The 22559-nt window shown below is 71.7% G+C and carries 32 protein-coding genes; 14 read left to right on the top strand and 18 right to left on the bottom strand.

Features of this window, described 5'->3' with window-relative positions:
- Nucleotides 1-54: 54 nt before the first annotated feature.
- Nucleotides 55-1278, bottom strand: coding sequence for a threonine ammonia-lyase (ilvA, locus tag Ae505Ps2_RS11715; protein ID WP_075308271.1), 1224 nt, complete (start codon nt 1276-1278; stop codon nt 55-57).
- Between the two features lie 91 nt (nt 1279-1369).
- Here ilvA and Ae505Ps2_RS11710 point away from each other — a divergent pair, with 91 nt between their 5' ends.
- A complete protein-coding gene (locus Ae505Ps2_RS11710) occupies nt 1370-1597 on the top strand; it encodes a hypothetical protein (RefSeq protein WP_020621958.1) in 228 nt (75 codons plus the stop codon).
- A gap of 12 nt (nt 1598-1609) precedes the next feature.
- On the opposite strand, the gene Ae505Ps2_RS11705 is transcribed toward Ae505Ps2_RS11710, so the two are convergent.
- The 3 genes from Ae505Ps2_RS11705 to Ae505Ps2_RS11695 are packed head-to-tail and all read right to left on the bottom strand — an operon-like array spanning nt 1610 to nt 4645.
- The gene (locus tag Ae505Ps2_RS11705; RefSeq protein ID WP_075308273.1) at nt 1610-2755 is read right to left on the bottom strand and encodes a cystathionine gamma-synthase; all 1146 of its coding nucleotides are present in this window, start codon (nt 2753-2755) and stop codon (nt 1610-1612) included.
- 38 nt (nt 2756-2793) lie between these two features.
- Nucleotides 2794-4164, bottom strand: a complete 1371-nt coding sequence (locus Ae505Ps2_RS11700; RefSeq protein WP_075553617.1) for a cystathionine beta-synthase — start codon at nt 4162-4164, stop codon at nt 2794-2796.
- A gap of 19 nt (nt 4165-4183) precedes the next feature.
- Nucleotides 4184-4645, bottom strand: a complete 462-nt coding sequence (locus tag Ae505Ps2_RS11695; RefSeq protein WP_043276228.1) for a pyridoxamine 5'-phosphate oxidase family protein — start codon at nt 4643-4645, stop codon at nt 4184-4186.
- 112 nt (nt 4646-4757) lie between these two features.
- On the opposite strand from Ae505Ps2_RS11695, the gene Ae505Ps2_RS11690 reads away from it, so the two are divergent.
- Nucleotides 4758-5978, top strand: coding sequence for an acetyl-CoA C-acetyltransferase (locus tag Ae505Ps2_RS11690; RefSeq protein ID WP_020621954.1), 1221 nt, complete (start codon nt 4758-4760; stop codon nt 5976-5978).
- Nucleotides 5979-6042: 64 nt separating this feature from the next.
- Here the strand turns inward: Ae505Ps2_RS11690 and Ae505Ps2_RS11685 are convergent, their stop codons facing one another.
- From Ae505Ps2_RS11685 to Ae505Ps2_RS11675, 3 genes are all read right to left on the bottom strand, one after another.
- Nucleotides 6043-6483, bottom strand: coding sequence for a hypothetical protein (locus Ae505Ps2_RS11685; RefSeq protein ID WP_075308277.1), 441 nt, complete (start codon nt 6481-6483; stop codon nt 6043-6045).
- A 145-nt stretch (nt 6484-6628) separates the two neighbouring features.
- Complete coding sequence (locus Ae505Ps2_RS11680; RefSeq protein ID WP_075308279.1) at nt 6629-7450, bottom strand: Bax inhibitor-1/YccA family protein; 822 nt, start codon at nt 7448-7450, stop codon at nt 6629-6631.
- 155 nt (nt 7451-7605) lie between these two features.
- The gene (locus tag Ae505Ps2_RS11675; RefSeq protein ID WP_139318814.1) at nt 7606-7923 is read right to left on the bottom strand and encodes a hypothetical protein; all 318 of its coding nucleotides are present in this window, start codon (nt 7921-7923) and stop codon (nt 7606-7608) included.
- Between the two features lie 192 nt (nt 7924-8115).
- Between Ae505Ps2_RS11675 and Ae505Ps2_RS11670 the strand changes: the two genes are divergently transcribed.
- The gene (locus tag Ae505Ps2_RS11670; protein ID WP_020621950.1) at nt 8116-8340 is read left to right on the top strand and encodes a hypothetical protein; all 225 of its coding nucleotides are present in this window, start codon (nt 8116-8118) and stop codon (nt 8338-8340) included.
- Between the two features lie 25 nt (nt 8341-8365).
- Here Ae505Ps2_RS11670 and Ae505Ps2_RS11665 read toward each other — a convergent pair whose 3' ends face one another.
- Entirely contained in the window at nt 8366-8584 is a 219-nt protein-coding gene (locus tag Ae505Ps2_RS11665) for a hypothetical protein (RefSeq protein ID WP_139318815.1), read from the bottom strand.
- Between the two features lie 256 nt (nt 8585-8840).
- On the opposite strand from Ae505Ps2_RS11665, the gene Ae505Ps2_RS11660 reads away from it, so the two are divergent.
- A complete protein-coding gene (locus tag Ae505Ps2_RS11660; RefSeq protein WP_060713255.1) occupies nt 8841-9086 on the top strand; it encodes a DUF397 domain-containing protein in 246 nt (81 codons plus the stop codon).
- A gap of 7 nt (nt 9087-9093) precedes the next feature.
- On the opposite strand, the gene Ae505Ps2_RS11655 is transcribed toward Ae505Ps2_RS11660, so the two are convergent.
- Nucleotides 9094-10143, bottom strand: coding sequence for a nitronate monooxygenase (locus Ae505Ps2_RS11655; RefSeq protein WP_075332991.1), 1050 nt, complete (start codon nt 10141-10143; stop codon nt 9094-9096).
- Between the two features lie 102 nt (nt 10144-10245).
- Here Ae505Ps2_RS11655 and prcB point away from each other — a divergent pair, with 102 nt between their 5' ends.
- The gene (gene prcB / locus Ae505Ps2_RS11650) at nt 10246-11037 is read left to right on the top strand and encodes a proteasome subunit beta (RefSeq protein ID WP_020621946.1); all 792 of its coding nucleotides are present in this window, start codon (nt 10246-10248) and stop codon (nt 11035-11037) included.
- A 10-nt stretch (nt 11038-11047) separates the two neighbouring features.
- Here the strand turns inward: prcB and Ae505Ps2_RS11645 are convergent, their stop codons facing one another.
- Entirely contained in the window at nt 11048-11605 is a 558-nt protein-coding gene (locus Ae505Ps2_RS11645) for a GrpB family protein (protein WP_233147421.1), read from the bottom strand.
- A 29-nt stretch (nt 11606-11634) separates the two neighbouring features.
- Here Ae505Ps2_RS11645 and Ae505Ps2_RS11640 point away from each other — a divergent pair, with 29 nt between their 5' ends.
- Entirely contained in the window at nt 11635-11988 is a 354-nt protein-coding gene (locus tag Ae505Ps2_RS11640; RefSeq protein ID WP_075308286.1) for a VOC family protein, read from the top strand.
- A 5-nt stretch (nt 11989-11993) separates the two neighbouring features.
- On the opposite strand, the gene Ae505Ps2_RS31160 is transcribed toward Ae505Ps2_RS11640, so the two are convergent.
- Nucleotides 11994-12200 carry a hypothetical protein gene (locus Ae505Ps2_RS31160; protein ID WP_139318816.1) on the bottom strand — a complete coding sequence of 69 codons (207 nt, stop codon included), beginning with the start codon at nt 12198-12200 and terminating at the stop codon, nt 11994-11996.
- Between the two features lie 81 nt (nt 12201-12281).
- Between Ae505Ps2_RS31160 and Ae505Ps2_RS11635 the strand changes: the two genes are divergently transcribed.
- The 3 genes from Ae505Ps2_RS11635 (at nt 12282) to Ae505Ps2_RS31960 (ending at nt 13605) form a co-directional block, all read left to right on the top strand.
- Nucleotides 12282-12881: a TetR family transcriptional regulator C-terminal domain-containing protein gene (locus Ae505Ps2_RS11635; protein WP_233147420.1), complete on the top strand. Its 600-nt coding sequence runs from the start codon at nt 12282-12284 to the stop codon at nt 12879-12881.
- An 8-nt stretch (nt 12882-12889) separates the two neighbouring features.
- Complete coding sequence (locus Ae505Ps2_RS11630; protein ID WP_075308290.1) at nt 12890-13384, top strand: hypothetical protein; 495 nt, start codon at nt 12890-12892, stop codon at nt 13382-13384.
- Nucleotides 13385-13467: 83 nt separating this feature from the next.
- Entirely contained in the window at nt 13468-13605 is a 138-nt protein-coding gene (locus Ae505Ps2_RS31960) for a hypothetical protein (RefSeq protein WP_158071448.1), read from the top strand.
- On the opposite strand, the gene Ae505Ps2_RS11625 is transcribed toward Ae505Ps2_RS31960, so the two are convergent.
- The 3 genes from Ae505Ps2_RS11625 to Ae505Ps2_RS11615 all read right to left on the bottom strand — a co-directional run bounded on the left by Ae505Ps2_RS11625 (nt 13587) and on the right by Ae505Ps2_RS11615 (nt 15700).
- Complete coding sequence (locus Ae505Ps2_RS11625; protein ID WP_075308292.1) at nt 13587-14141, bottom strand: dihydrofolate reductase family protein; 555 nt, start codon at nt 14139-14141, stop codon at nt 13587-13589. The two genes, Ae505Ps2_RS31960 and Ae505Ps2_RS11625, sit on opposite strands and share 19 nt — an antisense overlap.
- 5 nt (nt 14142-14146) lie before the next feature.
- Nucleotides 14147-14785 carry a dihydrofolate reductase family protein gene (locus tag Ae505Ps2_RS11620; RefSeq protein WP_075308294.1) on the bottom strand — a complete coding sequence of 213 codons (639 nt, stop codon included), beginning with the start codon at nt 14783-14785 and terminating at the stop codon, nt 14147-14149.
- A gap of 132 nt (nt 14786-14917) precedes the next feature.
- Nucleotides 14918-15700, bottom strand: coding sequence for a methylenetetrahydrofolate reductase (locus tag Ae505Ps2_RS11615; RefSeq protein WP_075332990.1), 783 nt, complete (start codon nt 15698-15700; stop codon nt 14918-14920).
- Nucleotides 15701-15789: 89 nt separating this feature from the next.
- Between Ae505Ps2_RS11615 and Ae505Ps2_RS11610 the strand changes: the two genes are divergently transcribed.
- Nucleotides 15790-16371, top strand: a complete 582-nt coding sequence (locus Ae505Ps2_RS11610) for a DinB family protein (RefSeq protein ID WP_075312376.1) — start codon at nt 15790-15792, stop codon at nt 16369-16371.
- 196 nt (nt 16372-16567) lie between these two features.
- On the opposite strand, the gene Ae505Ps2_RS11605 is transcribed toward Ae505Ps2_RS11610, so the two are convergent.
- Nucleotides 16568-17296 (bottom strand): phosphotransferase, encoded by a 729-nt coding sequence (locus Ae505Ps2_RS11605; protein ID WP_075308296.1) that lies wholly within the window; start codon nt 17294-17296, stop codon nt 16568-16570.
- Nucleotides 17297-17638: 342 nt separating this feature from the next.
- On the opposite strand from Ae505Ps2_RS11605, the gene Ae505Ps2_RS11600 reads away from it, so the two are divergent.
- A complete protein-coding gene (locus tag Ae505Ps2_RS11600; RefSeq protein ID WP_075332989.1) occupies nt 17639-18334 on the top strand; it encodes a hypothetical protein in 696 nt (231 codons plus the stop codon).
- Between the two features lie 231 nt (nt 18335-18565).
- Entirely contained in the window at nt 18566-19258 is a 693-nt protein-coding gene (locus tag Ae505Ps2_RS31155) for a hypothetical protein (RefSeq protein WP_139320166.1), read from the top strand.
- A 241-nt stretch (nt 19259-19499) separates the two neighbouring features.
- Here Ae505Ps2_RS31155 and Ae505Ps2_RS11590 read toward each other — a convergent pair whose 3' ends face one another.
- On the bottom strand, nt 19500-20144 hold the full coding sequence (locus tag Ae505Ps2_RS11590) for a VOC family protein (protein WP_075332987.1): 645 nt from the start codon (nt 20142-20144) through the stop codon (nt 19500-19502).
- Nucleotides 20145-20365: 221 nt separating this feature from the next.
- Between Ae505Ps2_RS11590 and Ae505Ps2_RS11585 the strand changes: the two genes are divergently transcribed.
- Nucleotides 20366-20929, top strand: a complete 564-nt coding sequence (locus Ae505Ps2_RS11585; protein ID WP_075332986.1) for a GrpB family protein — start codon at nt 20366-20368, stop codon at nt 20927-20929.
- A 124-nt stretch (nt 20930-21053) separates the two neighbouring features.
- Here the strand turns inward: Ae505Ps2_RS11585 and Ae505Ps2_RS11580 are convergent, their stop codons facing one another.
- Nucleotides 21054-21374 carry an antibiotic biosynthesis monooxygenase family protein gene (locus Ae505Ps2_RS11580; RefSeq protein ID WP_075553616.1) on the bottom strand — a complete coding sequence of 107 codons (321 nt, stop codon included), beginning with the start codon at nt 21372-21374 and terminating at the stop codon, nt 21054-21056.
- A 521-nt stretch (nt 21375-21895) separates the two neighbouring features.
- Between Ae505Ps2_RS11580 and Ae505Ps2_RS11570 the strand changes: the two genes are divergently transcribed.
- The gene (locus Ae505Ps2_RS11570) at nt 21896-22252 is read left to right on the top strand and encodes an MFS transporter (protein WP_075553614.1); all 357 of its coding nucleotides are present in this window, start codon (nt 21896-21898) and stop codon (nt 22250-22252) included.
- An 8-nt stretch (nt 22253-22260) separates the two neighbouring features.
- Here the strand turns inward: Ae505Ps2_RS11570 and Ae505Ps2_RS33340 are convergent.
- Nucleotides 22261-22559: transposase family protein (locus Ae505Ps2_RS33340; protein ID WP_283160301.1), on the bottom strand; the 299-nt coding region annotated here is incomplete at its 5' end.

Below are 22559 nucleotides of genomic sequence, written 5' to 3'. Positions count from 1 at the left end.
ACCCGCGGAACGGGCCCGGCCGGTCGGCCGGGCCCGTTCGCGTGTCCGGGCAGGTCACGGCGTGGCGACCGCGTGCCCTGCCTCGCGCAGGTCGGCGACGATGGCGTCGCGGTGCTCGGGCCCACGCGTCTCCACGCTGAGCTCGACGTCGACCTCCCCGACCGCGAGCGCACCCCTGATCCGCGAGTGCGCGACGTCGGTGACGTTGGCCCCGAGCCGCCCGACCCGGGCCAGCAGCTCGGCGAGCGCGCCGGGCCGGTCGGGCATCCGCAGGTGCAGGGTGAGGTAGCGGGACGAGGCGACCAGGCCGTGCCGGATGACCTGCAGCAGCACGAGCGGGTCGACGTTGCCGCCGGACAGCACGCAGACGACCGGCCCCGGCCACCGGTCGGGCTGCTCCATCAGGGCGGCGACGGACGCGGCCCCGGCAGGCTCGACGAGCATCTTCGCCCGTTCCAGGCAGTGCAGCAGCGCCGCGGACAACGCGTCCTCCGAGACCGTGACCATCTCGTCGATCAGGGCGCTGACCTGGGCGAACGTGACGTCACCCGGGCGGCCGACGGCGATCCCGTCGGCCATCGTGCGCATCCCGCCGACCGGCATCGGCGCACCCGCCGCGAGCGACGACGGCCAGGCCGCGGCACCCGCGGCCTGCACCCCGACGATCCGGATGTCCGGCCGCGCGGCGCGCAGGACCGCGGCGGTCCCACCGAGCAGCCCACCACCGCCCGCGGAGATCAGCACCGTGCCGACGTCGGGGACCTGGTCGAGGATCTCGCAGCCGACGGTGCCCTGCCCGGCGATGATGTCGGGGTGGTCGAAGGGGTGCACGAACACCGCGCCCGACCGCTCGGCGGCCGCGGTGGCGGCCGTGACGGCCTCGTCGACGGTGCGGCCGGTGAGCACGACCTCGGCGCCGTAGCCGCGGGTCGCGTCGACCTTGGGCAGCGCCGCCCGCTCGGGCATGTACACGGTGGCGCGCACGCCCAGCAGCCGCGCGGCGAGCGCGACGCCCTGGGCGTGGTTGCCGGCCGACGCCGCGACGACACCGCCCGCGCGCTCGTCGTCGGAGAGGCGGGCGATGCGCGTGTAGGCGCCGCGGATCTTGAACGACCCGGTGCGCTGCAGGTTCTCGCACTTCAGACCGACCCGGGAGCCGGTCAGGTCGGACAGGGCACGGGCACCGGCGACGGGCGTGGTGCGCACGACACCGGAGAGCAGTTCGCGGGCGGAGAGCACGTCGTCGGCGGTGACCGGGGGGATGACGGGGGCGGCCATACCGGCAGTCTCGCACCGCCCCGGGTAACCTCGCCGGTGTCTCACCGGGCGTGACGTCCCCTGCGCGCCCGGTGTCGGGAGGGACTCGGGAATGACGCGTCTGCGCACGACGGCACCGCTGCTGCTGGCCGCCGGACTGGCGGCGCTCGCGGTGGCGACCGTGCACGACGCGGGCTGCGCCGACCCGGGCCGCTACGAGGCCCGCGGCGACGGCACGTGGTCGCTGGTCGGTGGCTGTGTGGACCCGGGTGACCTGGTCGTCCCGCCGCCGCCGGTGGTCCAGCCCCCCGCGCCGTCGCCGGAGCAGTCGCGCAGCTGAGCCCGTGCGGCGCTACCGGACCGCGTCGAGTGCGGCCCGCAGGTCGTCGAGCAGGTCGTCGGCGTCCTCGATGCCGACCGAGAGCCGGATCAGCGAGTCCGGCACCTCGAGCATCGACCCCGCGGTCGAGGCGTGGGTCATCTCGCCGGGGTGCTCGATCAGCGACTCGATCCCGCCGAGCGACTCGGCGAGGGTGAACAGCCGGGTGCCCGCGCAGATCCGCAGCGCCGCGTCGCGCCCGCCCGCGGCGAGGAACGACACCATCCCGCCGAACCGGCGCATCTGCTTGGCCGCGACCTCGTGGCCGGGGTGCTCGGGCAGGCCCGGGTAGAGCACCGAGGCCACCGCGGGGTGCGCGGAGAGCATCTCGGCGACGCGCTCGGCGTTGTCGCAGTGGCGCTCCATGCGCACCGCGAGGGTCTTGGCACCGCGCAGGGTCAGCCAGGCGTCGAACGGGCCGGGCACCGAGCCGGTGGAGTTCTGGACGAACGCGATCTGCTCGGACAGCGCGTCGTCGTCGGTGACCAGCGCGCCGCCGACGACGTCGGAGTGGCCGCCGACGTACTTGGTCGTGGAGTGCACGACGACGTCGGCGCCCAGCGCCAGCGGCGTCTGCAGGTAGGGCGAGGCGAAGGTGTTGTCGACGACGAGCCGCGCGCCCACCTCGTGCGCCACCCCGGCCAGCGCCGCGATGTCGGCGATGCCGAGCAGCGGGTTGGTCGGGGTCTCGCACCACACGACCTTCGTCGTGGGGCGCAGCGCCGCACGCAGGGCGTCGTGGTCGGCGAGGTCGACCGGGGTGTGCTCGACACCGAACCCGGACAGCACCTTGTCGACCAGGCGGAAGGTGCCGCCGTAGGCGTCGTGCGGGATCACCAGGTGGTCACCGGGCCCCAGCAGGACCCGCAGCAGCGTGTCCGTCGCCCCCATCCCGGAGCCGAACGCGTGCGCGTGCCGGCCGCCCTCCAGGGCGGCGAGCTGGTCCTGCAGCACGGTCCTGGTCGGGTTGGCGCTGCGGGAGTACTCGTACCCCCCGCGGGTCCCGCCGACGCCGTCCTGGGCGTAGGTCGAGCTGGTGTGGATCGACGTCGTCACCGCGCCGGTCGTCGGGTCCGGGACCTGGCCGGCGTGGATCGCGCGCGTGGAGAAGCCCTGCATGGGCGCCGAGGCTACTCCCGGCGCCCGTGCGGGCCGGATCAGGCGTTGCCGCCGAGGAAGGCGATCACGTCGGAACGGGTGACGACGCCCGCGGGCTTGCCGTCCTCCAGGACCAACGCGGCGTCGGCCTTGGCGAAGGCCTCCATCGCGTCCTGCACCGACTCGCCGGCGCCGAGGGTCGGCAGCGGCGGGGACATGTGGTCCTCGAGCCGGTCCGAGAGCTTGGCCCGCCCGGTGAACAGCGCGTCGAGCAGGTCGCGTTCGCTGACCGAGCCGGCGACCTCGGCCGCCATGACCGGCGGCTCCGCCTTGACCACGGGCATCTGGGAGACGCCGAACTCGCGCAGGTAGAGCGCGGCGTCGGCGACGGTCTCGTTGGGGTGGGCGTGCACCAGCGAGGGCAGTGCGCCGTCCTTGCGCCGCAGCACGTCGCCGATGGTCGTGCCCTGCGACGGGGGGAGGAAGCCGTAGCTGGCCATCCAGCGGTCGTTGAAGACCTTGCCGAGGTAGCCGCGGCCGCCGTCGGGCAGCAGCACGACGACCACCGCGTCCGCGGGCAGCGGTGCGGCCACCCGCAGGGCGGCGACGGTCGCCATCCCGCAGGAACCGCCGACGAGCAGCGCCTCCTCGCGGGCGAGGCGGCGGGTCATCTCGAAGGAGTCGCCGTCGGAGACGGCGACGATCTCGTCGCAGACGTCGCGGTCGTAGGTGGTCGGCCAGAAGTCCTCGCCGACGCCCTCGACCAGGTAGGGACGGCCGGTCCCGCCGGAGTAGACCGAGCCCTCCGGGTCGGCACCGATGATCCGCACGGCACCGTTCGACTTCTCCTTGAGGTACCGCCCGATGCCCGAGATGGTGCCACCGGTGCCGATCCCCGCCACGAAGTGCGTGATCCGGCCCTCGGTCTGCTCCCAGATCTCCGGGCCCGTCGAGTGGTAGTGCGACTCCGGGTTGGCCGGGTTCGCGTACTGGTTGGGCTTCCAGGCGCCCTCGATCTCGCGGACCAGGCGGTCGGAGGTCTGGTAGTAGGAGTCCGGGTGGTCCGGCTCGACCGCCGTCGGGCACACCACGACCTCGGCGCCGTAGGCCTTGAGGACGTTGCGCTTGTCCTCCCCGACCTTGTCCGGGCACACGAACACGCAGTGGTAGCCCTTGCGCTGGGCGACCATCGCCAGCCCGACGCCGGTGTTGCCCGAGGTCGGCTCGACGATCGTGCCGCCGGGACGCAGCTCACCGGAGGCCTCGGCGGCCTCGACCATCCGCAGGGCGATGCGGTCCTTCACCGATCCACCGGGGTTCAGGTACTCGACCTTGGCCAGGACCGGCGGGGCGATGCCCTCCGCCGTCGCTCCCAGCCGGACGAGGGGCGTGTTCCCGACCAGGTCGACGACGTGCTCGACGTAACGCATGCATGCATCCTCGCACCGTTCACTCGCGCGAGACCTCGTGCATCCCGCCTGCCGGGGTCCACCACCGGACCACGAGACGGTTCCGCGCGTCGTTCAGCCCGGTCCAGACGACCTCGGTCAGGTCGACGCGGAACGCGTCGCCGGTGACCGGCCCGGAGAGCGGGCCCTGCAGCACCGCCCGGCCCGACACCTTCAGGTCACCGTCGCCGAGATCTCCGCCGGACTGGTCGGCGGGCGCGGCGTGCAGCGCGAACCGCGGGTCCCGCCGCAGGTCGGAGCCCTTCCGGGCGCCCGGCATCGATCCGAAGGAGAGCTCGGTGTCACCGGCCGCGTCGTCCAGCACCACCTCGATCCCGGAGACGCGCGGTGACCCGTCGGCCCGCAGCGTCGCGATCACGAGCGCGATCCCCCGCCGCAGGATCCGCTCGGACAGCTCGGCGAACGCGGGCTCGGCCCGCCGGAAGTCTCCCCACGTCGTCATGGACGAGAGCATGCCGCGCACCCCTGACGGTTTCGTCACGCCGTCTCCCGATCATCGGTTACCGGCGAGTAGGGTCGATGGGAGTGGTACCTGCGATGGAGGAGGACGTCCCATGCCCGAAGCCGTGATCGTCGCCGCGGCCCGGTCCCCGATCGGCCGCGCCAACAAGGGCTCCCTCGCCGGGATGCGCCCGGACGACCTGACCGTACAGATGATCCGCGCCGCCCTCGACCAGGTCCCGCAGCTGGACCCGGCCGAGATCGACGACCTGATGCTCGGCTGCGGCCTGCCCGGCGGGGAGCAGGGCAACAATCTGGCCCGGATCGTCGCGATCCAGCTCGGCTACGACTCGCTTCCCGGCACCACCATCACCCGGTACTGCTCGTCGTCGCTGCAGACGACCCGGATGGCGCTGCACGCGATCAAGGCGGGCGAGGGCGACGTCTTCGTCTCCGCCGGCGTCGAGACCGTCTCGCGCTTCTCCCGCGGCACGTCGGACTCCTGGCCGGACACGCACAACCCGCTGTTCGCCGACGCGGAGGCCCGCACCGCCGAGACCGCGGAGAAGGGCGCCGAGACCTGGACCGACCCCCGCGACCAGAACCTGCTGCCCGACGCCTACATCGCGATGGGGCAGACGGCGGAGAACCTGGCCCGGTACAAGGACGTGTCGCGCGAGGACATGGACCGCTTCGCGGTGCAGTCGCAGAACCGCGCCGAGCAGGCCATCGCCGACGGCTTCTTCGCCCGTGAGATCACCCCGGTGACGCTGCCCGACGGCACGGTCGTCGACACCGACGACGGCCCGCGTCCGGGCACCACCTACGACAAGATCTCGCAGCTCAAGCCGGTCTTCCGTCCGGATGGGCGGATCACCGCGGGCAACGCCTGTCCGCTCAACGACGGCGCCGCCGCCCTGGTGATCATGTCCGACACCAAGGCCGAGCGGCTCGGGGTCACTCCGCTCGCACGGGTCGTGTCCACCGGCGTCACCGGGCTCTCGCCGGAGATCATGGGCTACGGCCCGGTCGAGGCGTCGCAGCAGGCACTGCGTCGCGCGGGCCTCACGATCGACGACATCGACCTCGTCGAGATCAACGAGGCGTTCGCCGCGCAGGTCCTGCCCAGTGCGCGCGACCTCGGCATCGACGAGGCGAAGCTGAACGTGCACGGCGGCGCGATCGCGCTGGGCCACCCGTTCGGCATGACCGGCGCCCGGATCACCACGACCCTGATGAACGGTCTGCGCAGCACCGGCGGCCGCTACGGGCTGGAGACGATGTGCGTCGGCGGCGGCCAGGGCATGGCGCTGGTGATCGAGAACCTCGCCTGATCCCACGGCGTCCTCAGGACGGGCCGGCCCGACCCGCGCGGGCCGGCCCGTCCGCGCGACGAGGTCAGGCCGCGTGGCCGGGCGGGTCGATGCGCACACCCGTGGTCTCGATCGCGGCCTCGGTACGCAACCGGGCGAACTCCCGGTCGGCGTCGAGCGCGCCCTGGGTACCACCCATCTCGACGTGGGCGCGCAGCGGCGGGTCCTCGACGCCGACGGCCCGGCAGACGTCGAGCAGCACGTCGTCGTAGGCGGCCAGCAGCGCCAGCCGCCGGACCCGGGTGGCCTGCTGCGGCCCGCGGCGCAGCCGGTCGAGCCGGCGCAGGTCGGCGACGAGCCGTTCCAGTGGCGGCCCGATCGGGCGCGGCGTCGGACGGCCTCGCCGCGCGGCGGCCCGGCGCGCCAGCCGGGACAGGTGCACCAACAGCCCCACCAGCACCACGGGGCCGAAGGCGATGGCCAGGAAGACGGCGATCCCGGTGACGACCGGGTCGTTCCCGGGCACGGCACCGACGCTACGACTCCCGGCTCCGCCCGGCCACCCCCGACACGACGACGCCGCGGACACCGGAGGTGTCCGCGGCGCGCGCGACCGGAGGGGGCGATTCCGGCCGCACCCGGCCCTCACGGGCCGGGTCGTGGGTGACCGGTCAGTCCTGGCGCAGGTAGCTCAGCAGGCGCAGGATCTCGATGTAGAGCCAGACGATCGTGGTCATGAGGCCGAAGGCGAGGTACCAGGAGTACTTCGCCGGGACACCGGCCTTGACCGCGTTGTCCGCGGCGTCGAAGTCCATCAGCAGGCTGAACGCCGCCACACCGATCACGACGATGCTGAACAGGATGGCCAGCGGGCCGCCGTCACGGAGGCCGAAGCCACCGTCGGTGAAGAAGCTCGCGACCAGGTTGGCCAGCATGAGGACGACGACGCCGATCAGGGCGCCCATCATCCACTTGGTGAAGCGCGGCGTGACCCGGACGGCACCGGTCTTGTAGACGACCAGCATGCCGAAGAAGACACCGGCGGTGCCGATGACGGCCTGGATCCCGATCCCCTGCAGGGCCGGGCTCTGCTGCATCATCCCGGTGATGCCGCCGAGGGCGACACCCATCGCGCCGGAGTAGATCAGCGTCAGCGGAGCGCTGGGCTTCTGCTTGAAGATGACGATCAGCGAGACGACCAGGCCGACGAGGAACGCCGGCAGGGCCAGGATGTAGAGCCCCGACATCACGGTCAGGATGCCGGCGACCAGCGCGAGACCCGCGCTGATCGCGGTCTTCTGGACGACGTCGTCGACCGTGATCGGGCGACCCGTCTCCTGCGTGGCCTGGGTCGGGTCGACGTAGGACGGCTGGGAGCCGGCCATGGCGGCGCCCCCGCCCATCATGCCGCCACCCGAGCGGTCGAACGTGGCGTAGCCGCCCTGCTGCTGTGTAGGCAGGTTGCGGAACGCCGGGTTGCTCGTGGAGCGCACCTGGATCCTCCTCGACGGACGTGTGCGGGGCCCACCTCTGGCAGGCCCTCACACGTGTGCAACGCCGAGGGAGAGCCGGGGGTTCCCGCTGGTAAAAGAAAATTTACCGCGTCCGGGGGTCCGGCGTCAGTCCTGTCCCCCACAACGGGCGGTGATCACCGTCCCGGGAGTCTCACCTGCGGGAACGTCGACGTCGTCGGCAGCGGTTCGGCACGCACCGCCGGCATCTCGGGCGTGGTGTCGTCGTGCCGGTCGTCCACGGTGTCGAGGGAGTCGAGGGTGTCGACGGAGTCGGCACGCCCGTCGACCAGCGGCGCGTCACCGCGCATCTCGGCGCGGATCAACGCCGGCCAGCGCCCGACCGAACCGAGCGCGGCCACCGCGGCGCGGCGTCCCGCCGGGCTGACCAGCACGGCGACCACGACGACCAACGCGACGGCGACGACCACGCCGCTGGAACCCGGAGCGAGCACGGGCGTACCTCCTCGCAGAAGCGGGCGCCCGGCCGGGGGCAGCCGGACCCACCCTCGCGCCGTACAACGATCCTGTGGCGGGTCGGTCACGGGCCGTCACCGCGCAGCGGGCGGACCCGCGCGGGCCGCACTACTCTCGGCGCGTTCGCGACGGCGCCTCCGTCGCCCCTCCAGTGAAAGGACGGTCCGGATATGTGGGCCCTGCTCTCCCGGCACCTGCGCGTGTGGCTGCTGCTGGCGGTCGGTGCACCGCTGCTGGCCTGGCTCCTGGGCAAGATCGGCGACGCCGTCGAGCGCCGCCGCGGCCCCAACACCCTGACCAAGCTGATCCGTTCGGGCCGCCGCTACCTGGAGCGGCGCAGCCGGGGACCGCTGCGCCGCCACGAGCAGACCGACCCCGAGCGGCTCGCCCGCTGACGACTCCCGCGCCGGCGCCGCACGCTCAGGCCGGCAGCATCCGGCGCAGACCCCAGCCGCGCCGGCGGGCGGGGCGCCGCCGCGGTGCCTCGTCCGCCGGGGGCGTCGGGTCGAGCTGTCCGCAGCGGCCGCACGGCACCCCGGCGACGTCGATCAGCGGGGCCGGGGACACCAGGTGGCCGCACAGCGCCGCATAGCGGCCGGTCCGCACCGAGTGCGGCGCACAGAGTTCCGCGTCGGTCACCTTGTGTGCACGACCGTCGAGAACCGACGTCAGCGTCAGGACATCGGGGCAGCCGGCGTCGTTCGTCCGTCCGGCGGTCACGACGACGCCCACACGACGGCAGATCCGTGCGTCGACCGGCGCATTTCTCTGGCCCCCTCAGCGTGTCAGTCGTTCCATCGTCACGGATCACACTTGCGGATGCAAGATCCCTTCCACAGTCTTTCGACACTCTCCGCAGTCAAACGGACGCCGCGGACACATCCGGAGGTCCCCCATGTCCCACTCGAACGGCACGCGCGCAGCAGATCTCGGCCCGGTGACGTGGCGTCGCCCGGCCGGCGGGGCCGCCGAGGGGCAGAACGTGGAGTTCGCCGTCCTCGACGACGGCCAGGTCGCCGTCCGCAACGCCCGCGACCCCGAGGGCCCGGTCCTCGTCTACACCCCGGCCGAGATCTCCGCGTTCGTCGACGGCGCCAAGAAGGGCGAGTTCGACGACATGGTCGACCCCTTCCGCGACTGAGCCGGGCTCACGGCAGCAGCGGGTCCGCCTCGCGCCACAGCCGGGCGACCACCTCGGACGCGGGGTCGGTCGTCGCGCGTCCGGCGGCCTGGCCCGCCCAGTGGTTCACCCGGTCGACCGCGCCGGGCTCACCCGCGCGGTAGCGGGCCACCAGGCGTCGCTGGTGGGGGTAGGGCGCCGGCGCCGGGGCGCCCGGCACGGTCCAGGCCCGGACGAAGTCGGTGGCGATGCCGCGGGCCAGCCGGCCGGTGTAGGCGCGGGTGGTCGTCGTACCGGTGGGGTCCAGGCCGTCGAGCCGGGCGGACCAGCCGTCGTCGATCCCGGCCTCGGGACTGCGCAGCAGTGCCGTCCCCACCTGCACCGCGCTCGCGCCGAGGGTGAGCGCGGCGGCCAGGGCCCGGCCGTCGCCGATCGCCCCGGCGGCGACCACCGGGACATCGACGGCGTCGGCCACCCACAGGACGAGCGCGAGCAGCCCGACCGAGACGGTCTCGGCGTCGGCGGGGTCGGTGGTGCCACGGTGCCCGCCCGCCTCCATCCCCTGCACGACGACGGCGTCGGCCCCCGCCCGCTCCGCAGCGAGGGCCTCGGCGCGGGTCGTGACCGTCGCGAACCAGGCGCAGCCCGCACCGTGCACCGCGGCGACCTGCTCGGCCGTGAACAGCCCCATGATCGTCGAGACGACGGCCGGCCGGGCCGCCAGGACCGCGGCGAGCTGGTCGGGGAACGCCGGTCCGGGGCCGCCGGGCGGAGCCGGCGCACCGCCCAGGGAGTCGAGATAGGCGGTCTGGAGGCCCACGTCGTCGTCGGTGGGCGAGTCGGGGATCCACAGGTTGAGCTGGAACGGAGCGGTCCCGGCGAGGACGCGGAAGCGGGCAGCCCAGTCGGCGATCGCCTCCGGGGTGTCGTTGACGACGCCCGCCGCACCCATACCGCCCGCCGCGGCCACCGCGGCCGCCAGCTCCGGCGGGCAGGCCCCGGCCATCGGGGCCTCCAGGACCGGGACCCGCAGCCCGTGGCGTGTGCAGAAGGACTCGGCCCGGCTCCGTGCGCTCACCGTCGCGAGTGTGCCACTGCACCGCGGGTGGACCGGGGCGGCGCGGACAGGAAGGATCGACCCCGACCCCGACCCGCAGTGCGAAGGAGCCCGCTCCCCCTCATGACCGGACCCTCGTTCCTCGAGCAGCTGCGTGCGCACGCCCCCGAGCTGCTGCCCTCACGTCTCCCGCGTGACCCCGCCCAGCGGGTCCCCGCCGACATGGACGTCCCGCACGGCACCACGATCATCGCGCTGACCTGGGCCGACGGGGTGCTGCTGGCCGGCGACCGGCGCGCCACCTCCGGCAACCTGATCGCGCAGAAGGACCTGGTGAAGGTCGTCGGCATCGACGACACCTCCGCCGCCGGGTTCGCCGGGTCGGTCGGTCACGCGTTGCAGATGCTGACGATGTTCGCGGCCGAGGTGGAGCAGTACGAGAAGGTCGAGGGCGCCCCGATCAGCCAGGACGGCAAGATCCGCAGGCTGTCGAGCATCGTGCGGGAGAACCTGGGCGCGGCGATGCAGGGCTTCGTCGCGCTGCCGCTGTTCGTCGGCTACGACCCGACCGACCCCGACCCGGTCCGCATCGTCACCTACGACCCGACCGGCAGCGTCAAGCGCGCCCGGTCCGGCTACGTCGGCATCGGGTCCGGCTCGCAGTTCGCCGAGGCGTCGCTGAAGAAGCGGCACGACCCGGGCGTCGACCGGGCCGGCGCGATCGCGCTCGCGGTCAACGCGCTGTGGGACGCCGCCGACGACGACACCGCCACCGCGGGTCCCGACCTCACCCGCGCGATCTTCCCGAACCTGATCACGGTGACCGCCGACGGCGTCGAGGAGATCGGCGTCGACGAGGTCCGGGCCGCGACCGAGCGGATGCTCGCCGAGCGGGCGGAGCGCCCCGGCGGCTGAGCCGACCGGGTCAGGGCCGGGGCGGGCCACCGGCCCGGCCGATGATCTCCTCGACGACCGGGCCCTTGGCGTCGGCGTAGAGGTTCATGTCGGCCCACTCCCGACCGGCGAGCCCACGCTTGTGCGCCTCGTAGCGCGCCCGCTCGTCGTCGTGGGTGCGCAGCCGGTCGCGGAACACCAGGTAGCGGGTGATCTCCGGGCTGCCCCGCGGGTAGCAGTGCAGGTTCACGGGCAGGTCCCCGACGGCGCCGCGCAGGCAGCGGTGCCCGGGCTCGCGCACCCGCAGGTCGTAGCCGTCGGCGAGCAGGTCGGGCAGGTAGGCCGGCTCGTCGTCGGGGTCGTCGAGCGCCACGACGACGTCGATCACCGGCTTCGCCGCGAGCCCCGGCACCGAGGTGGAGCCGATGTGCTCGATGCGGTGCGCACGCTCCCCCAGCGTCGCGCGCAGGCGGGCCGCCGCCGCGTCGAAGGCCGCGGGCCAGGCCGGGTCGGGCTCGGCGAGCTCGACGACGACCGGACGCATCCCGTGCACGAGTGCCCGGTTCAGCTCGTCGTGGCGACTGGTCACGATGCCGAGCATGCGGGCAGACTGCCTCGGTGTCCACGCTGCGCTCGGTCGCCCCGGTCTTCGCCACCACCGATCTCGACCGGTGGCTGGACCACTACCGGGCGCTCGGGTTCACCGTCGAGCGCTACGACGACGGCTACGGCTTCGCCGCCCTCGGCGGCGTGGAGCTGCACGTCTCGGTGCTGCCCGACCACGACCCGGCCCGCACCGCGGGCTGCGCCTACCTGCACGTCGACGACGCCGACGCACTGCACGCCCGCTGGTCGGCCGTGGCCGGCGGCCGCGAGGTGGCGCCGGTCGACACCCCCTACGGGCTGCGCGAGGGCGCGCACCACGACCCGGACAACAACCTGCTGCGCTACGGCTCGCCGCTGCAGGACTGATCCGCTCAGCCCGCTTTCTCCCGCCGGTCCAGCACGACGACCGCGGCCCCGGTGAACACGAGCACGACCGTCGGGTAGGCCCACGGCAGCGCCGGTGCGTCGCCGAGCGGGACCGTCCACAGGCCGATCCCGCCGGTGATCAGGTACTGCAGCAACGGGATCGCTCCGAGGAGCACCCCGAGGATCCCGGCGATGTTCTGTGCTGTCCTCACATGCCCCCCTGTAGCAATGCAGTCGCATTGCAACAGCTCCATCGGGCCTTGTCAATGCGACCGCATTGCTACAGTGGCGTGGTGCCCCGTTCCGTCGACCACGACGCCCGACGCTCCGAGATCGCCGACGCCGTGCTCGCGCTCGTCGCGCGGTCGGGCACCGAGGCGGTCTCGCTGCGCTCGGTCGCGGCCGAGGCCGGGATCTCGATGGGCCGCGTGCAGCACTACTTCGCCAGCAAGGACGCGCTGCTGTTGCACGCCCTGGACCGGTCGCACCGGCAGATGGAGGAACGGATCGAGGCCAGGGCCCGGGCCGTGGGCGGCGGGGATCGGACCGTCCTCGCGACGATCCTCGACGAGCTGCTCGGCGAGCACCCGCGGACCCGCGACGCGCTGCGCATCCACGCCGCCTTCGCCACCCGCGAGGTCGACGAGCGGGCGCGGGCGATCCTCACCGACGGCGACGACGAGATCCATGCCCTCGCCGTCCGGGTCGTCGCCGACGCCGGATCGCCCGATCCGGACACCGACGCGCACGCGCTGCTCGCCCTGACCTCGGGGCTCAGCACGGAGGTCGCGCTGCACGGCGCTCCCGTCGACCGCGCCCGGCGCACCCTGACCGCGATGCTCGACCGGCTGGCCCCCGCCACGGCGCGCGCACCGGCCGGCGACCCGGAATGATCCGAGCGGTGCGCCCCTGGTTCCCGCTCCTCGCCGGCTCGGTGTTCTACGCGTTCGCCCTGGTGTGGGCGGCCGGGGAGCTGCCGGAGGACGGGGTGCCGCTGCACTTCGACCCCGCGGGCGTGCCGACCGCGTTCGGCACCCGCGCCGGGTTCCTGGCGCTCGGCACGCTGTTCGGGCTGCTCGTCGCCGGGATCGGGGCGGGGCTCTACCGCCTGGTCACGACCGGGTCGCTGGCGCGGGTGTCGGTGCCGCACCGCGACTACTGGACGGCGCCGCAGCGGGTCGGAAGGCTGCGCCACATGCTCGCCGAGGACATGGGACGGACCTTCGGCGGGACGCTGCTGCTGCTCACCGTCGTCCCGGTGACGGCGGTGTACGCCACCCGCAGCGACCCGCCGCGGCTGCCGGTCGGGCCGGTCTGGGTGGTGCTCGTCCTGCTGGTCGTCGGGATCGTCGGGTACTGCGTGTACCTGGGGCGTTACCGGTACCGGCCGGTCTGAACGGTCACGCGCCGGCGACGGTCCGCCGCCGGGTGCGCAGGGCAGTCCTGGCGCAGACGCGCCCGCTGCGGGAAGGTGCCGGGGTGGCACGGATCGGACCGGGGGACGTCGCCCTCACCATGGCCGACCTGCGGGTCGTGACCCGGTTCGCCGCGCTGACGACCGCGCTGGACGACGCGTTGCGCGACCGATGGGTCCGGGGTCAGCGGACACGCTCATAGCGCAGGTGCACGGTCCCGCCGTCGAACACACGCTGCTCGATCAGCCGCAGCCGCAGGTCCGCACCGGGCGGGAGGAACGGCTTCCCGCCGCCGAGGACGACCGGCACCACCCGCGGGCGGAACTCGTCGATCAGCTCCAGCAACGACGCCGCCAGCCCCGGCCCGCCGACGGCCAGCTCGCCGTCGTTCTCCGCCTTCAGCCGGGACACCTCGTCCAGTGCGCCGACTCGACGGACGAGGCGGCACCCGGGCGCGACCGAGGTCAGCGAGTCGGAGAACACGACCCGCGGGACGGCGGTGTAGAGCTGGGCGAACTCCGCCTCCACCGGATGCCCGTCGGCCCGCTCGGGGGCGGTCCAGAAGTCCTCCATGATCTCGTAGAGGCCACGGCCGAACAGGAACACCGACGTCGCGCGGGTCTGGTCGTTGGACAGGCGGTGCACCTCCTCGTCGGGGTCGCCGAAGGCGATGCTGCCCGTGGGGTCCTCGACGAAGCCGTCGAGGGACATGCTCATGGCGTAGGTGACCAGGCCCATGGGTGTCAGCCCTTCCGGTTCCAGAACTGGTGGATGCGCCCGCTCGGCGAGGCGACCGACTCGACGGTGAACCGGTCCTCGACGCCGGTCAGCCCCTCCCACGGGGACACCCCACGGCCGAGGACGATCGGCAGGATCACCACGTGCATGACGTCGACCAGGTCGGCGTCGAGGAACTGGCGGATCGTCGAGGGTCCCCCGCCGAGCCGGACGTCCAGCTCGCCCGCGGCCGCACGCGCGACCGTCAGCACCTCCTGCGCCGACCCGTCGACGAAGTGGAAGCTCGTCCCGTTCGCGAACTCGATCGGTGGCCGCGGATGGTGGGTCATGACGAACACCGGGGTGCGGAACGGGGGCTCGTCGTCCCACCAGCCCTGCCAGCCGTCGTCGGTCCAGGGGCCGGTCTGCGGGCCGAACTTGCGCCGCCCCATGATCTCGGCGCCGATCCCCTGGGCCCACGTGCTGGTCAGGGCGCGGTCCGGGGTGACGGGGGCGTCCACACCGCCGATCCCGTGGATGAACCGCCCGTCGAAGCCGGCGAAGAGCGCCCCGGCGTCGCCGATCGGGGCGTCGAGGCTCACGTGGTCGCCGGCGGCGTAGCCGTCGAGGGAGACGAACAGGTTGTGCACCCGGGTGCGGGACATGGGGGCTCCTCGGTGGACGTGGCTCAGATGGTCGACCGGCGGGGGCGGCGGAACTCATCGCCCGCGCTGCGACGACGGGGCGGCGGGCACGTCGAACTCGAACGGGACGGGGCAATCGTCACGCTCGGCCGGTCACCGTCGCTCGCGCTCCAGGCGGGCGGCCACCTCACGGAACCGGCTGACCGGGACGAGATGCACCCCGGCGAAGGCTCCCGTGTCGCGCAGGGCGCGGATCTGCTCGCACGCCGCGTCGACCCCCGCGGCCGGGTCGTCCGAGACCCGGTGGACGAGCTCGTCGGGAATGTCGATGTCCGGGATCGACGCCCGCAGCCTGGTCGCCATGCCGGCGCTCGCGAGGACCATCACACCGGCATAGACGGGCAGGTCCATCGGGTTGGCCTCGCGCCACTGCAGGAACGCCTCGACCGAGTAGCCGACCTGCACGAACACGAAGTCGGCCGCCTGCTTCCAGGCCGCCATCCGACGACGGTGGCCGGCCGTCACACCGAGCCGGAAGGGCGCGACCCCCGCGAACGCATCCTGACCGGTCGCCGCACGCGCTTCCTCGATCATGGTCCGCACGGTCAGCTCGCCGGTGCGATCTCCGACCGACGGCTTGTCCCCCTGGACGAACAGGAACTGGTCCACGCCGTAGGCGGCGGCGGTCAGGAGATCCCGGCGGAAGCCCAACAGGTTGCGGTCACGGGAGTTCACGCAGGCGATGCCGGCCCCGCCCATCGCCCGGACCTCGTTGGCCACCGCGATGCTGGACACCGTGGCCCGACCGATGTGGTTGTCGGGGATCAGGAACGCATCCGACACCGGAGTCAGGACGCCGATCTGGTGGCGGGCGTGCGTCAGGTCGGGCCTGGTCGGCGGCTCGATCTCGCAGATGATGCGGAATCCGTCGGTCACGGTCCGAGGGTAGAGACCCTGTGGCCGGAACTGGCCGGGTCGAGGCACAGCGGGCCAAGCTGTCGGTGGCCCCTGTCAGCATCCCGAGCATGAGCAGCCCGAAGGACGATCTGGTCCGCTACCTCGACGAGGCGCGCAATGCCGTCGTGTGGAAGGTCGACGGGCTCGACGAGTACACCGCTCGCCGGCCTGCGACCGACACCGGCACCAATCTCCTCGGTCTGGTCAAGCACCTGACTAGCTGCGAGCTGACCTACTTCGCCCAGACCTTCGACCGCCCGACCAGGGATCTCGCCTACCTCGACGCGTTCGACCCGTGGGAGAACGAGGACATGTGGGCCCGGGCGGACGAGAACCGGGCAGACGTGGTCGAGCGCTACCGCCGCGTCTGTGCGCACTCGAACGACGTCGTCACCGAGCTGTCGCTGGACGACACGGGGCGTGTCCCTCACTGGCCCGAGGACCGGGCAACCGTGACGCTCCACCACATCCTCATCCGGATGATCGCAGAGACCAACCGCCATGCGGGCCAGGCGGACGTCATCCGTGAGGGCTTCGACGGCGCGACCGGGCATCAGGAAGGTTCGTCGTCGCTGCCTCCCGGGGACCGTGTGTGGTGGGAGCAGTACGTCAGCCGGATCGAGTCGGCGGCGCGGCAGGCTTCGCGGTAGTGGTCGCCGTCCAGCCTCGAGAAGCTGGCAACCCCCGCCAAACCCGCGGATCGCAGCGAGGTGATGGCAACGGAACGTCGAGCCCGGTTCGGGCTGGGAATGTCCGTCAGCGGATCGGGGTCGCTGACGATCGATTCCGGCCCTCGTCGCGTCGCTTCTGTCCCGGATTCGTCGGATCGCGACGGAGCCAGGAGGTCTAGCTGAGCTTCTGACGAAGTCGATCGAAGCGTCGGCGGGCGTAGGCGGGTTCACTGGCCCATCCGCAGGCAGCTTCCCACGCGTCGATCGCGTTGCTCGCGACGGCGGCACGGTGACCTCGCAGTGGCCCTCCGGGGATCTCGGCCAGGTCGAGGTCGGCGTGATCGACTCGCGATTCGTCCCAGTCGAGGAAGCCGACACAGCCGCCACTCACCCGGACGTTGCCCGGGCCGGGGTCGCCGTGGACGACGCAGTCCGGGCCGGCCGAGAGGGCGGCCCAGGCCCGCCTGCAAAGGTGGGCGACATGATCGGGCATGGCCTCGAGATCGATGTCTCCTCCGCGTGACTCCCGCTGGAGCTCCCGGGTCGACCGGAAGCCGGGGCGCTGGTTCGCCCACCCCGCAGTCAGTCGGTGCAGCCGCTCCAGCTCGGAAGCGACAAGGGCCCAGTCACTGGCCAGGGGCTCCCGCCCGTGCAGCCAGGTTTGCACTACCACGCCGCCCGCCGAGCGTCGGCCGTCCGCTGTGGGGACGGTGTGCGGCACGACGAACCCGTGGTGTTCCAGGAACTCCAGTAGATCGAGTTCCCAATCCAGGGCCGGCGCTGTTCGCCTGGTGCGCCGCGCGACCAGGCGGTCCCGACCGCGCACCTCGTAGACATCGTTCCGATGGCCACCACCGAGTGGTGCAGTCACGCTGAGACCGGGCCACGGGCTGAGGTCGATCACGGCGCCAGCCTGCCGGACGGCAGGAGAACATGCCCCTCACGACCGGCCCTTCGCTGCCGGAGTGCTCGACGACGGCGCTGGTGCCCGAGACGAGCGTCGTCGCTGGGAGCAGTGCGCCCTCAGTCGGACTCGGACCGACGCTGGAGTCTGCCAACGGGAACCGTGGTCGCCTTTGAACGTCACCTCTGTCCTCGAACGACGTGGAGGTAGATCCCTCGCAGGTGAAACATCGACGCGTACTCAGCACGTATGTGGTGAACTGGCGGTTCCGCGGACCACCGCGCAACGCGGCGGAGGCCGCAACATCCGGGAGTCCGGTCGCGCGCCCGTAGGAGGACGTTCGTGGTTCGCGCCGAAGTCGTCGCCTACGCCGGGGTTCCGGACGGATTCCAGGCTTGGCCGGTGACCGACAGCTATCCCGACATCGTCTTGGACGGGAATCAGCCCGACGAGCAGATCGCGCTTCTCGTCGCCAACATCGCGTGGCTGGCCACGCCTCCCAAACTGGCGATCGCCCAGAGGCTCCTTCGCCGACACCCGCCGACGGTGGCACAGCTCGCAGAGCCCAGCGCGGTCCTGGACCGCATTCTCGATGCCCGCCATCTGACGAGCCAGGGAGGCGTACGACTCACCGATGACACGACCGGCACTGTCATCGCTCCAGGATGCTGCACACACGTCCGTGACTGGGCCGACTGGACCGACCTCCTCCTCCATGGCCGGCCCGTGGTGATGGGACACGCCCCGGAAGTCGTTGTCGCACTGCGCGACGACATCTGCCTCGCGTGGGCAACCGAAGACATGAACACCGATGATCGAGGCCCGCTACCGGACGATTCCCACATCGAGTTCTCGAAGTCGACCGTGCCTGAGCTGGTGTCCGAGATGCAGCGCGGACTCATCGCCACCACGGATCGCATCGGTCAGTGGGTGTCCACGATCGTGCCGGGCCGAGTCGACGAACTCGTCATCCGGATTCGAGAACAGTGGGACGTCGCCGACAACGATCTGCCCCACAGCATCACGTGGGCCGTGTGACGGTTCCGCCCCACTGCCTCGGGTTTCCGGGCGGTGCCGAGTCCGGGCGGAGCCGTGCTTGTTCCACGCGACCGGGGCAGGCAGGCTCTCCTGGCATGTGTCTCCATCGGTGCTGGCCGCGGTCATGGTCTCTCGCCGCCGAGGGGACACCTGCATAATCGCTTCCACTGTGATGAACGAGGTCGGGGGCGACGCGGAACTCGTCGGTCAGAAGCAGCCGGGGTCGGTGCCGTGACCGCAGGGAGGCATCCCGATCGCCCGGAACCCCGCCGACGGCTGTCCGAGCAGCCCGAACACCATGTCGATTTCTCCGCCGTTCTTCCCTGGTCCGAGATCCCAGATCGCACCCGCGAGGAGCCGGATCGATGGCCGGTCGCCGAACCCCCGACACGTAAGCGCACACGGCGGTGGCGCGCCGGGAGCGTCGGCGGCCTTGTCCTCACCGTCGCCTCCGCACTGTTCACGCTTCTCGCGGCCCCTTCACCGGGACCTTCGATCTACCAGATCCTGGTGTGCTGCGGCGGAGTACTGCTCGGGCTGTCTGCGGTGGCGTTCACGTGGAGGCTGCCCACGCGGCCGTACCTGAAGGACACCGAGCTGCCCCGGGCACGGTCCGCCAGCACGAAGGACGATAGGAAGAGCATCGTGCGAGCGCTACGACGGCGCGAGCCGCTGAACGGCCGGTCGATCGATCTCGCGCGCGTACACGTCCAGCGGAACCGAACAACCGTCCTCCGCAACACCGGAGTGATGTGGCTGGCTGGATTCCAGACCGTCTCGCAGGCAGCGTTCACGACGTACCTTCCGCTCCTGTCCTTGCTCCTCGGCGCCGTGGTGGTCGGCTTGACAGCCGACCACGTCCGCCAGGACGCGACGTTCAGACACTGGGAGCAAGCGCACTCCTCCACGGACGGGGCCGGATAGCCGAGCCACGGCGCCGCGAACGGGCCGGATGTGTAGCGCGCAAGCGCAGGGTGAAGCACCGGACGTTCGGCCGGACACGCAATGTCCCGTGCCCTCCGTCACCGGCGGCGCTGCCGCGCGGACACCGGGATCGTCGACGTTCCCGGAATCCCCCGGGAGCGGCGAAACGCCGGTACGTACTCGGCACGGCGTCCCGTGCTGGGCCGAGCCCCCCTGGTCCGGGGAGCTCCAGCGGGAAGGCTCACTCTCGGCCCAGTTCGGTACAGATGCAGACCGCGTTGTCGTCGGGATCTGCGAGCACGACGAAGGCCGGAGAACGACCGTCGTCGACAACGCGTCCACCCGCCGCCACCGCCGCAGCGATCCGCTCCTCGGCGACCTCCGGAGGGACGGTGACGTCGAGATGGAAGCGCTGCCGATCGCGGGCAGTCGAGTCCGTTGCCTGGAACCACAACGACGGGAACTCCTGGGCGGGATCGACAACGTCACCTCCCCCGTCGCGCCCGGAAAGAACCGCGTCCCAGAACGGTCGCACCGAGTCGGCGACGGGAGTGTCCAAAGCCAACTCCACCACCTGCACACGCTGTGGGCGCGCTACCAGACCCCGGTCACGGGCGAGGAGACTGATCGACTCGGCCAGGAGGACGTCCTGCTGGGTGACCCCGCCCACGTCGGTCGTGCGCAGCGCGATTCGGACGTGTCCGACACGCAGGTCCACATTGAGATGGTCATCGTCCGCACCGGAGGCCTGCGCAACCGCATCGATGAACGCTGCCCCGTCGCCGAACGAACGAGTGTCGAAGCGGGCGTGCAGCGCTCCCAGCAACCACCGCCAGTCCGTCAGGTCGACTTCACGAACACCGAGACGGGCGGTCACCTCTTCCACGGGGCAACGGTAGGCCACCGGGTCGCGACCGAGTCGCGTACGTGCCACGCGCGTAAGGGGGTGGTGGTTTTACAGAGAGCTGCCAGACCGGTTCTGACCTGCGCGCCGGACCCGCACCGATCGCCTGCTCGGGTCGGGCGGTCTCCAACTTCGGCACACCTCCGGCGCAGAACCGCCGGCAGGTGCTCGTCTCGACCTCCTTCGTGTGCCACCGTCGAGAGGTGACAGGTGAGCACGAGCCCGTACCAGCGTGGGCGAACGAGCCCGTCCATCTCGCCGAGCCGGACCCGGGTTGGCCGGTGGTGGCTGAGCAGTACATCGACGAGCTGCACGGCCTGTTGGGCGATCGGCTGGCCGGCCAGATCGAGCACATGGGGTCGACTGCAGTTCCGGGGCTGCCCGTGAAGCCGATCATCGATCTGCAGGCCGTCTCGGTGGACCCCGCCCAGGCCGTCGCCGACTGCAAGGACGCTCTTGCGGCGGCGCGTTGGCACGTCGTTCCACGAGAGCTGGATCAGCGCCCCTGGCGGTGGTTCGTTGTCCGTACCGACACGTCCGAGAGCCATCGACTCGCGCACTTGCATCTCATGACGGTTGATCAGCCCAGGCGGTGCCAACAGCTCGTGTTCCGAGACAGACTCCGTGCATCGGAGGATCTCGTTCGCGAGTACGCCCGGCTGAAGACCGGCGCCGCTGCACAGCACCGCGAGGATCGCGAGGCTTACACCCTGGCCAAGCACGATTTCGTGCAACGGGTCGTAGCGGACCTGCAGGCACCGGATTGACAGCGAGCTACCAAAGCTGCCCTTACCTGCGACACAGTGAGCGCCCCCTCGGTGAAGAGATCACCGGTTCTGTCGCACTCCGCTGATCTCCGAGCGGCATCGGGAGTGGGCCGAGCCCACGGATTCAGAACGGCGACCCGGATGCTGAGATCCGGTGCAGCTGTACCTCGTCGCGGACGACAGGAGGAACGTCGACCGGCACGGGCGCCATGGCTCGCCATGCCTGCAGTCGCTCGTCTGACTCCCACAGTTCGAAGAGGTACACCCGGGCGGGGTCGACGGGGTCAGGCGTGACGGCGATGTCGAGGCATCCGCGGAAGGCTCGGGCCGCGGTGATGAGGTCCTTGTGAGCATCGACGAACGCTCGCCGCTGACGTGGGTCGATGTGGACCGGGCCGGCGATCACGAGCTTGCCGCTGTGGTCCGGCTTGCGTGCAGTGGTCATGAGAGGGTCGACCGCTTGGACTGTGCGGAGTCATCGGTCGATCGACCCGCGGAATCAGTCGCTGCCTCACGAGGTGGGGTGCAGCTCCTCACCGCAACCGTCACTTATTGCCAGTATGTGGCAACAAGTGGATACTGACGCTCCGAGCTGGGGGGCTGGTGCGACGAGCACGTCCGAACATCGAGCGATCCTGGAAGCGTGGCCCCAGCGAAGCCGCGGACATGCCTGGCGACCTCCGGATGGCGATCACGATCTGGCCAACCCTCGTGGCCTCGGTCGTCGGCTTGGTCCCGTTCACGATCTTCAGCACTCTTCTCGTCCCCATCGCCGAGCAGGTGGCCAGCGATGTAGCCGTCGTTGGCTCACTACGAGGACTCGGAGGCATCGCGGCGCTCACGGTCGGAGTCCTCGTTGCTCCGCTACTCGACCGAGTTCCGCGTGGCTACGCGGCCGCGCTCGCACTGACAGTGCTAGCGGCATCGTCCCTGGTGGCGACCCTCGGAACCCTGTAGGCACTGATCGTGTTCTGCCTACTCACCGGTGCCGGGACCGCGCCACTGACCCCAGCGCTCATGGCCGCGGCTGCTGACCACTTCACCACTGCAGCGGAGGCCGGCCGGGCCGCGACCCTTGTCACCGCGACCACATCGCTCACCGCACTTCTCGCCGCTCCGCTGGTCGTCTGGCCGGCCGAGTTCTGGGGCTGGCGCGGTGACTACGTCGCGGTGGCCGTCGTCTCGGCCGTGCTGGCTGTCGAGCTGGTCCGGCTTTCGCGCGCGACCACGATCGACGAGGTCAAACCGAGAGTTGGATACCTCGACGCGTTTCGTATAGCCGTCAGGATACCGGGAGCGCTGCCACTGAGGTGTTCTCAGTAGCGGGTTGATCATGTCGTGCGGTCGTACTCGGTGTGGAGTAGTACGAGCGCAGCTGCGGTGATCGCGCCGGTGCGCCAGGGACATAGCGTGACTCGCCGCAACGCGGCGAAGGTGGTCTTGAGCAGGGCGTTTCCGCGTTCGGCCAGAGCACGAAGGGCTGAGTGCAGGGTGTTGACGGTGCGCTGGTTGACCGTCTGCCCGCGGCCGGGGGCGAGTTTGATGGGCACGGTGAGCCGGTCGGCTTCGCCTTCGTAGCCGAGGTCGCCCAGCGCGGCGTGGGTGTCGTCGGTGAACGCGGCCAGGCCCT

Source organism: Pseudonocardia sp. Ae505_Ps2 (assembly GCF_001932425.1).
Taxonomy (GTDB): domain Bacteria; phylum Actinomycetota; class Actinomycetes; order Mycobacteriales; family Pseudonocardiaceae; genus Pseudonocardia.
Note: the sequence above shows the minus strand (reverse complement) of the source record. Positions and strands in the feature narration are given on the sequence as shown.

Excerpts from the sequence above, each read along its gene's own strand:
- Ae505Ps2_RS11710 (WP_020621958.1), top strand. The coding sequence starts at position 1,370 with ATGACGCGTCTGCGCACGACGGCACCGCTGCTGCTGGCCGCCGGACTG.
- Ae505Ps2_RS11620 (WP_075308294.1), bottom strand. The coding sequence starts at position 14,785 with ATGTCCCGCACCCGGGTGCACAACCTGTTCGTCTCCCTCGACGGCTAC.
- Ae505Ps2_RS11695 (WP_043276228.1), bottom strand. The coding sequence starts at position 4,645 with ATGACGACGTGGGGAGACTTCCGGCGGGCCGAGCCCGCGTTCGCCGAG.
- Ae505Ps2_RS11625 (WP_075308292.1), bottom strand. The coding sequence starts at position 14,141 with ATGGGCCTGGTCACCTACGCCATGAGCATGTCCCTCGACGGCTTCGTC.
- Ae505Ps2_RS11690 (WP_020621954.1), top strand. The coding sequence starts at position 4,758 with ATGCCCGAAGCCGTGATCGTCGCCGCGGCCCGGTCCCCGATCGGCCGC.
- ilvA (WP_075308271.1), bottom strand. The coding sequence starts at position 1,278 with ATGGCCGCCCCCGTCATCCCCCCGGTCACCGCCGACGACGTGCTCTCC.
- prcB (WP_020621946.1), top strand. The coding sequence starts at position 10,246 with ATGACCGGACCCTCGTTCCTCGAGCAGCTGCGTGCGCACGCCCCCGAG.
- Ae505Ps2_RS11670 (WP_020621950.1), top strand. The coding sequence starts at position 8,116 with ATGTGGGCCCTGCTCTCCCGGCACCTGCGCGTGTGGCTGCTGCTGGCG.
- Ae505Ps2_RS11580 (WP_075553616.1), bottom strand. The coding sequence starts at position 21,374 with ATGACCACTGCACGCAAGCCGGACCACAGCGGCAAGCTCGTGATCGCC.
- Ae505Ps2_RS11705 (WP_075308273.1), bottom strand. The coding sequence starts at position 2,755 with ATGCAGGGCTTCTCCACGCGCGCGATCCACGCCGGCCAGGTCCCGGAC.
- Ae505Ps2_RS11660 (WP_060713255.1), top strand. The coding sequence starts at position 8,841 with ATGTCCCACTCGAACGGCACGCGCGCAGCAGATCTCGGCCCGGTGACG.
- Ae505Ps2_RS11610 (WP_075312376.1), top strand. The coding sequence starts at position 15,790 with ATGAGCAGCCCGAAGGACGATCTGGTCCGCTACCTCGACGAGGCGCGC.
- Ae505Ps2_RS11700 (WP_075553617.1), bottom strand. The coding sequence starts at position 4,164 with ATGCGTTACGTCGAGCACGTCGTCGACCTGGTCGGGAACACGCCCCTC.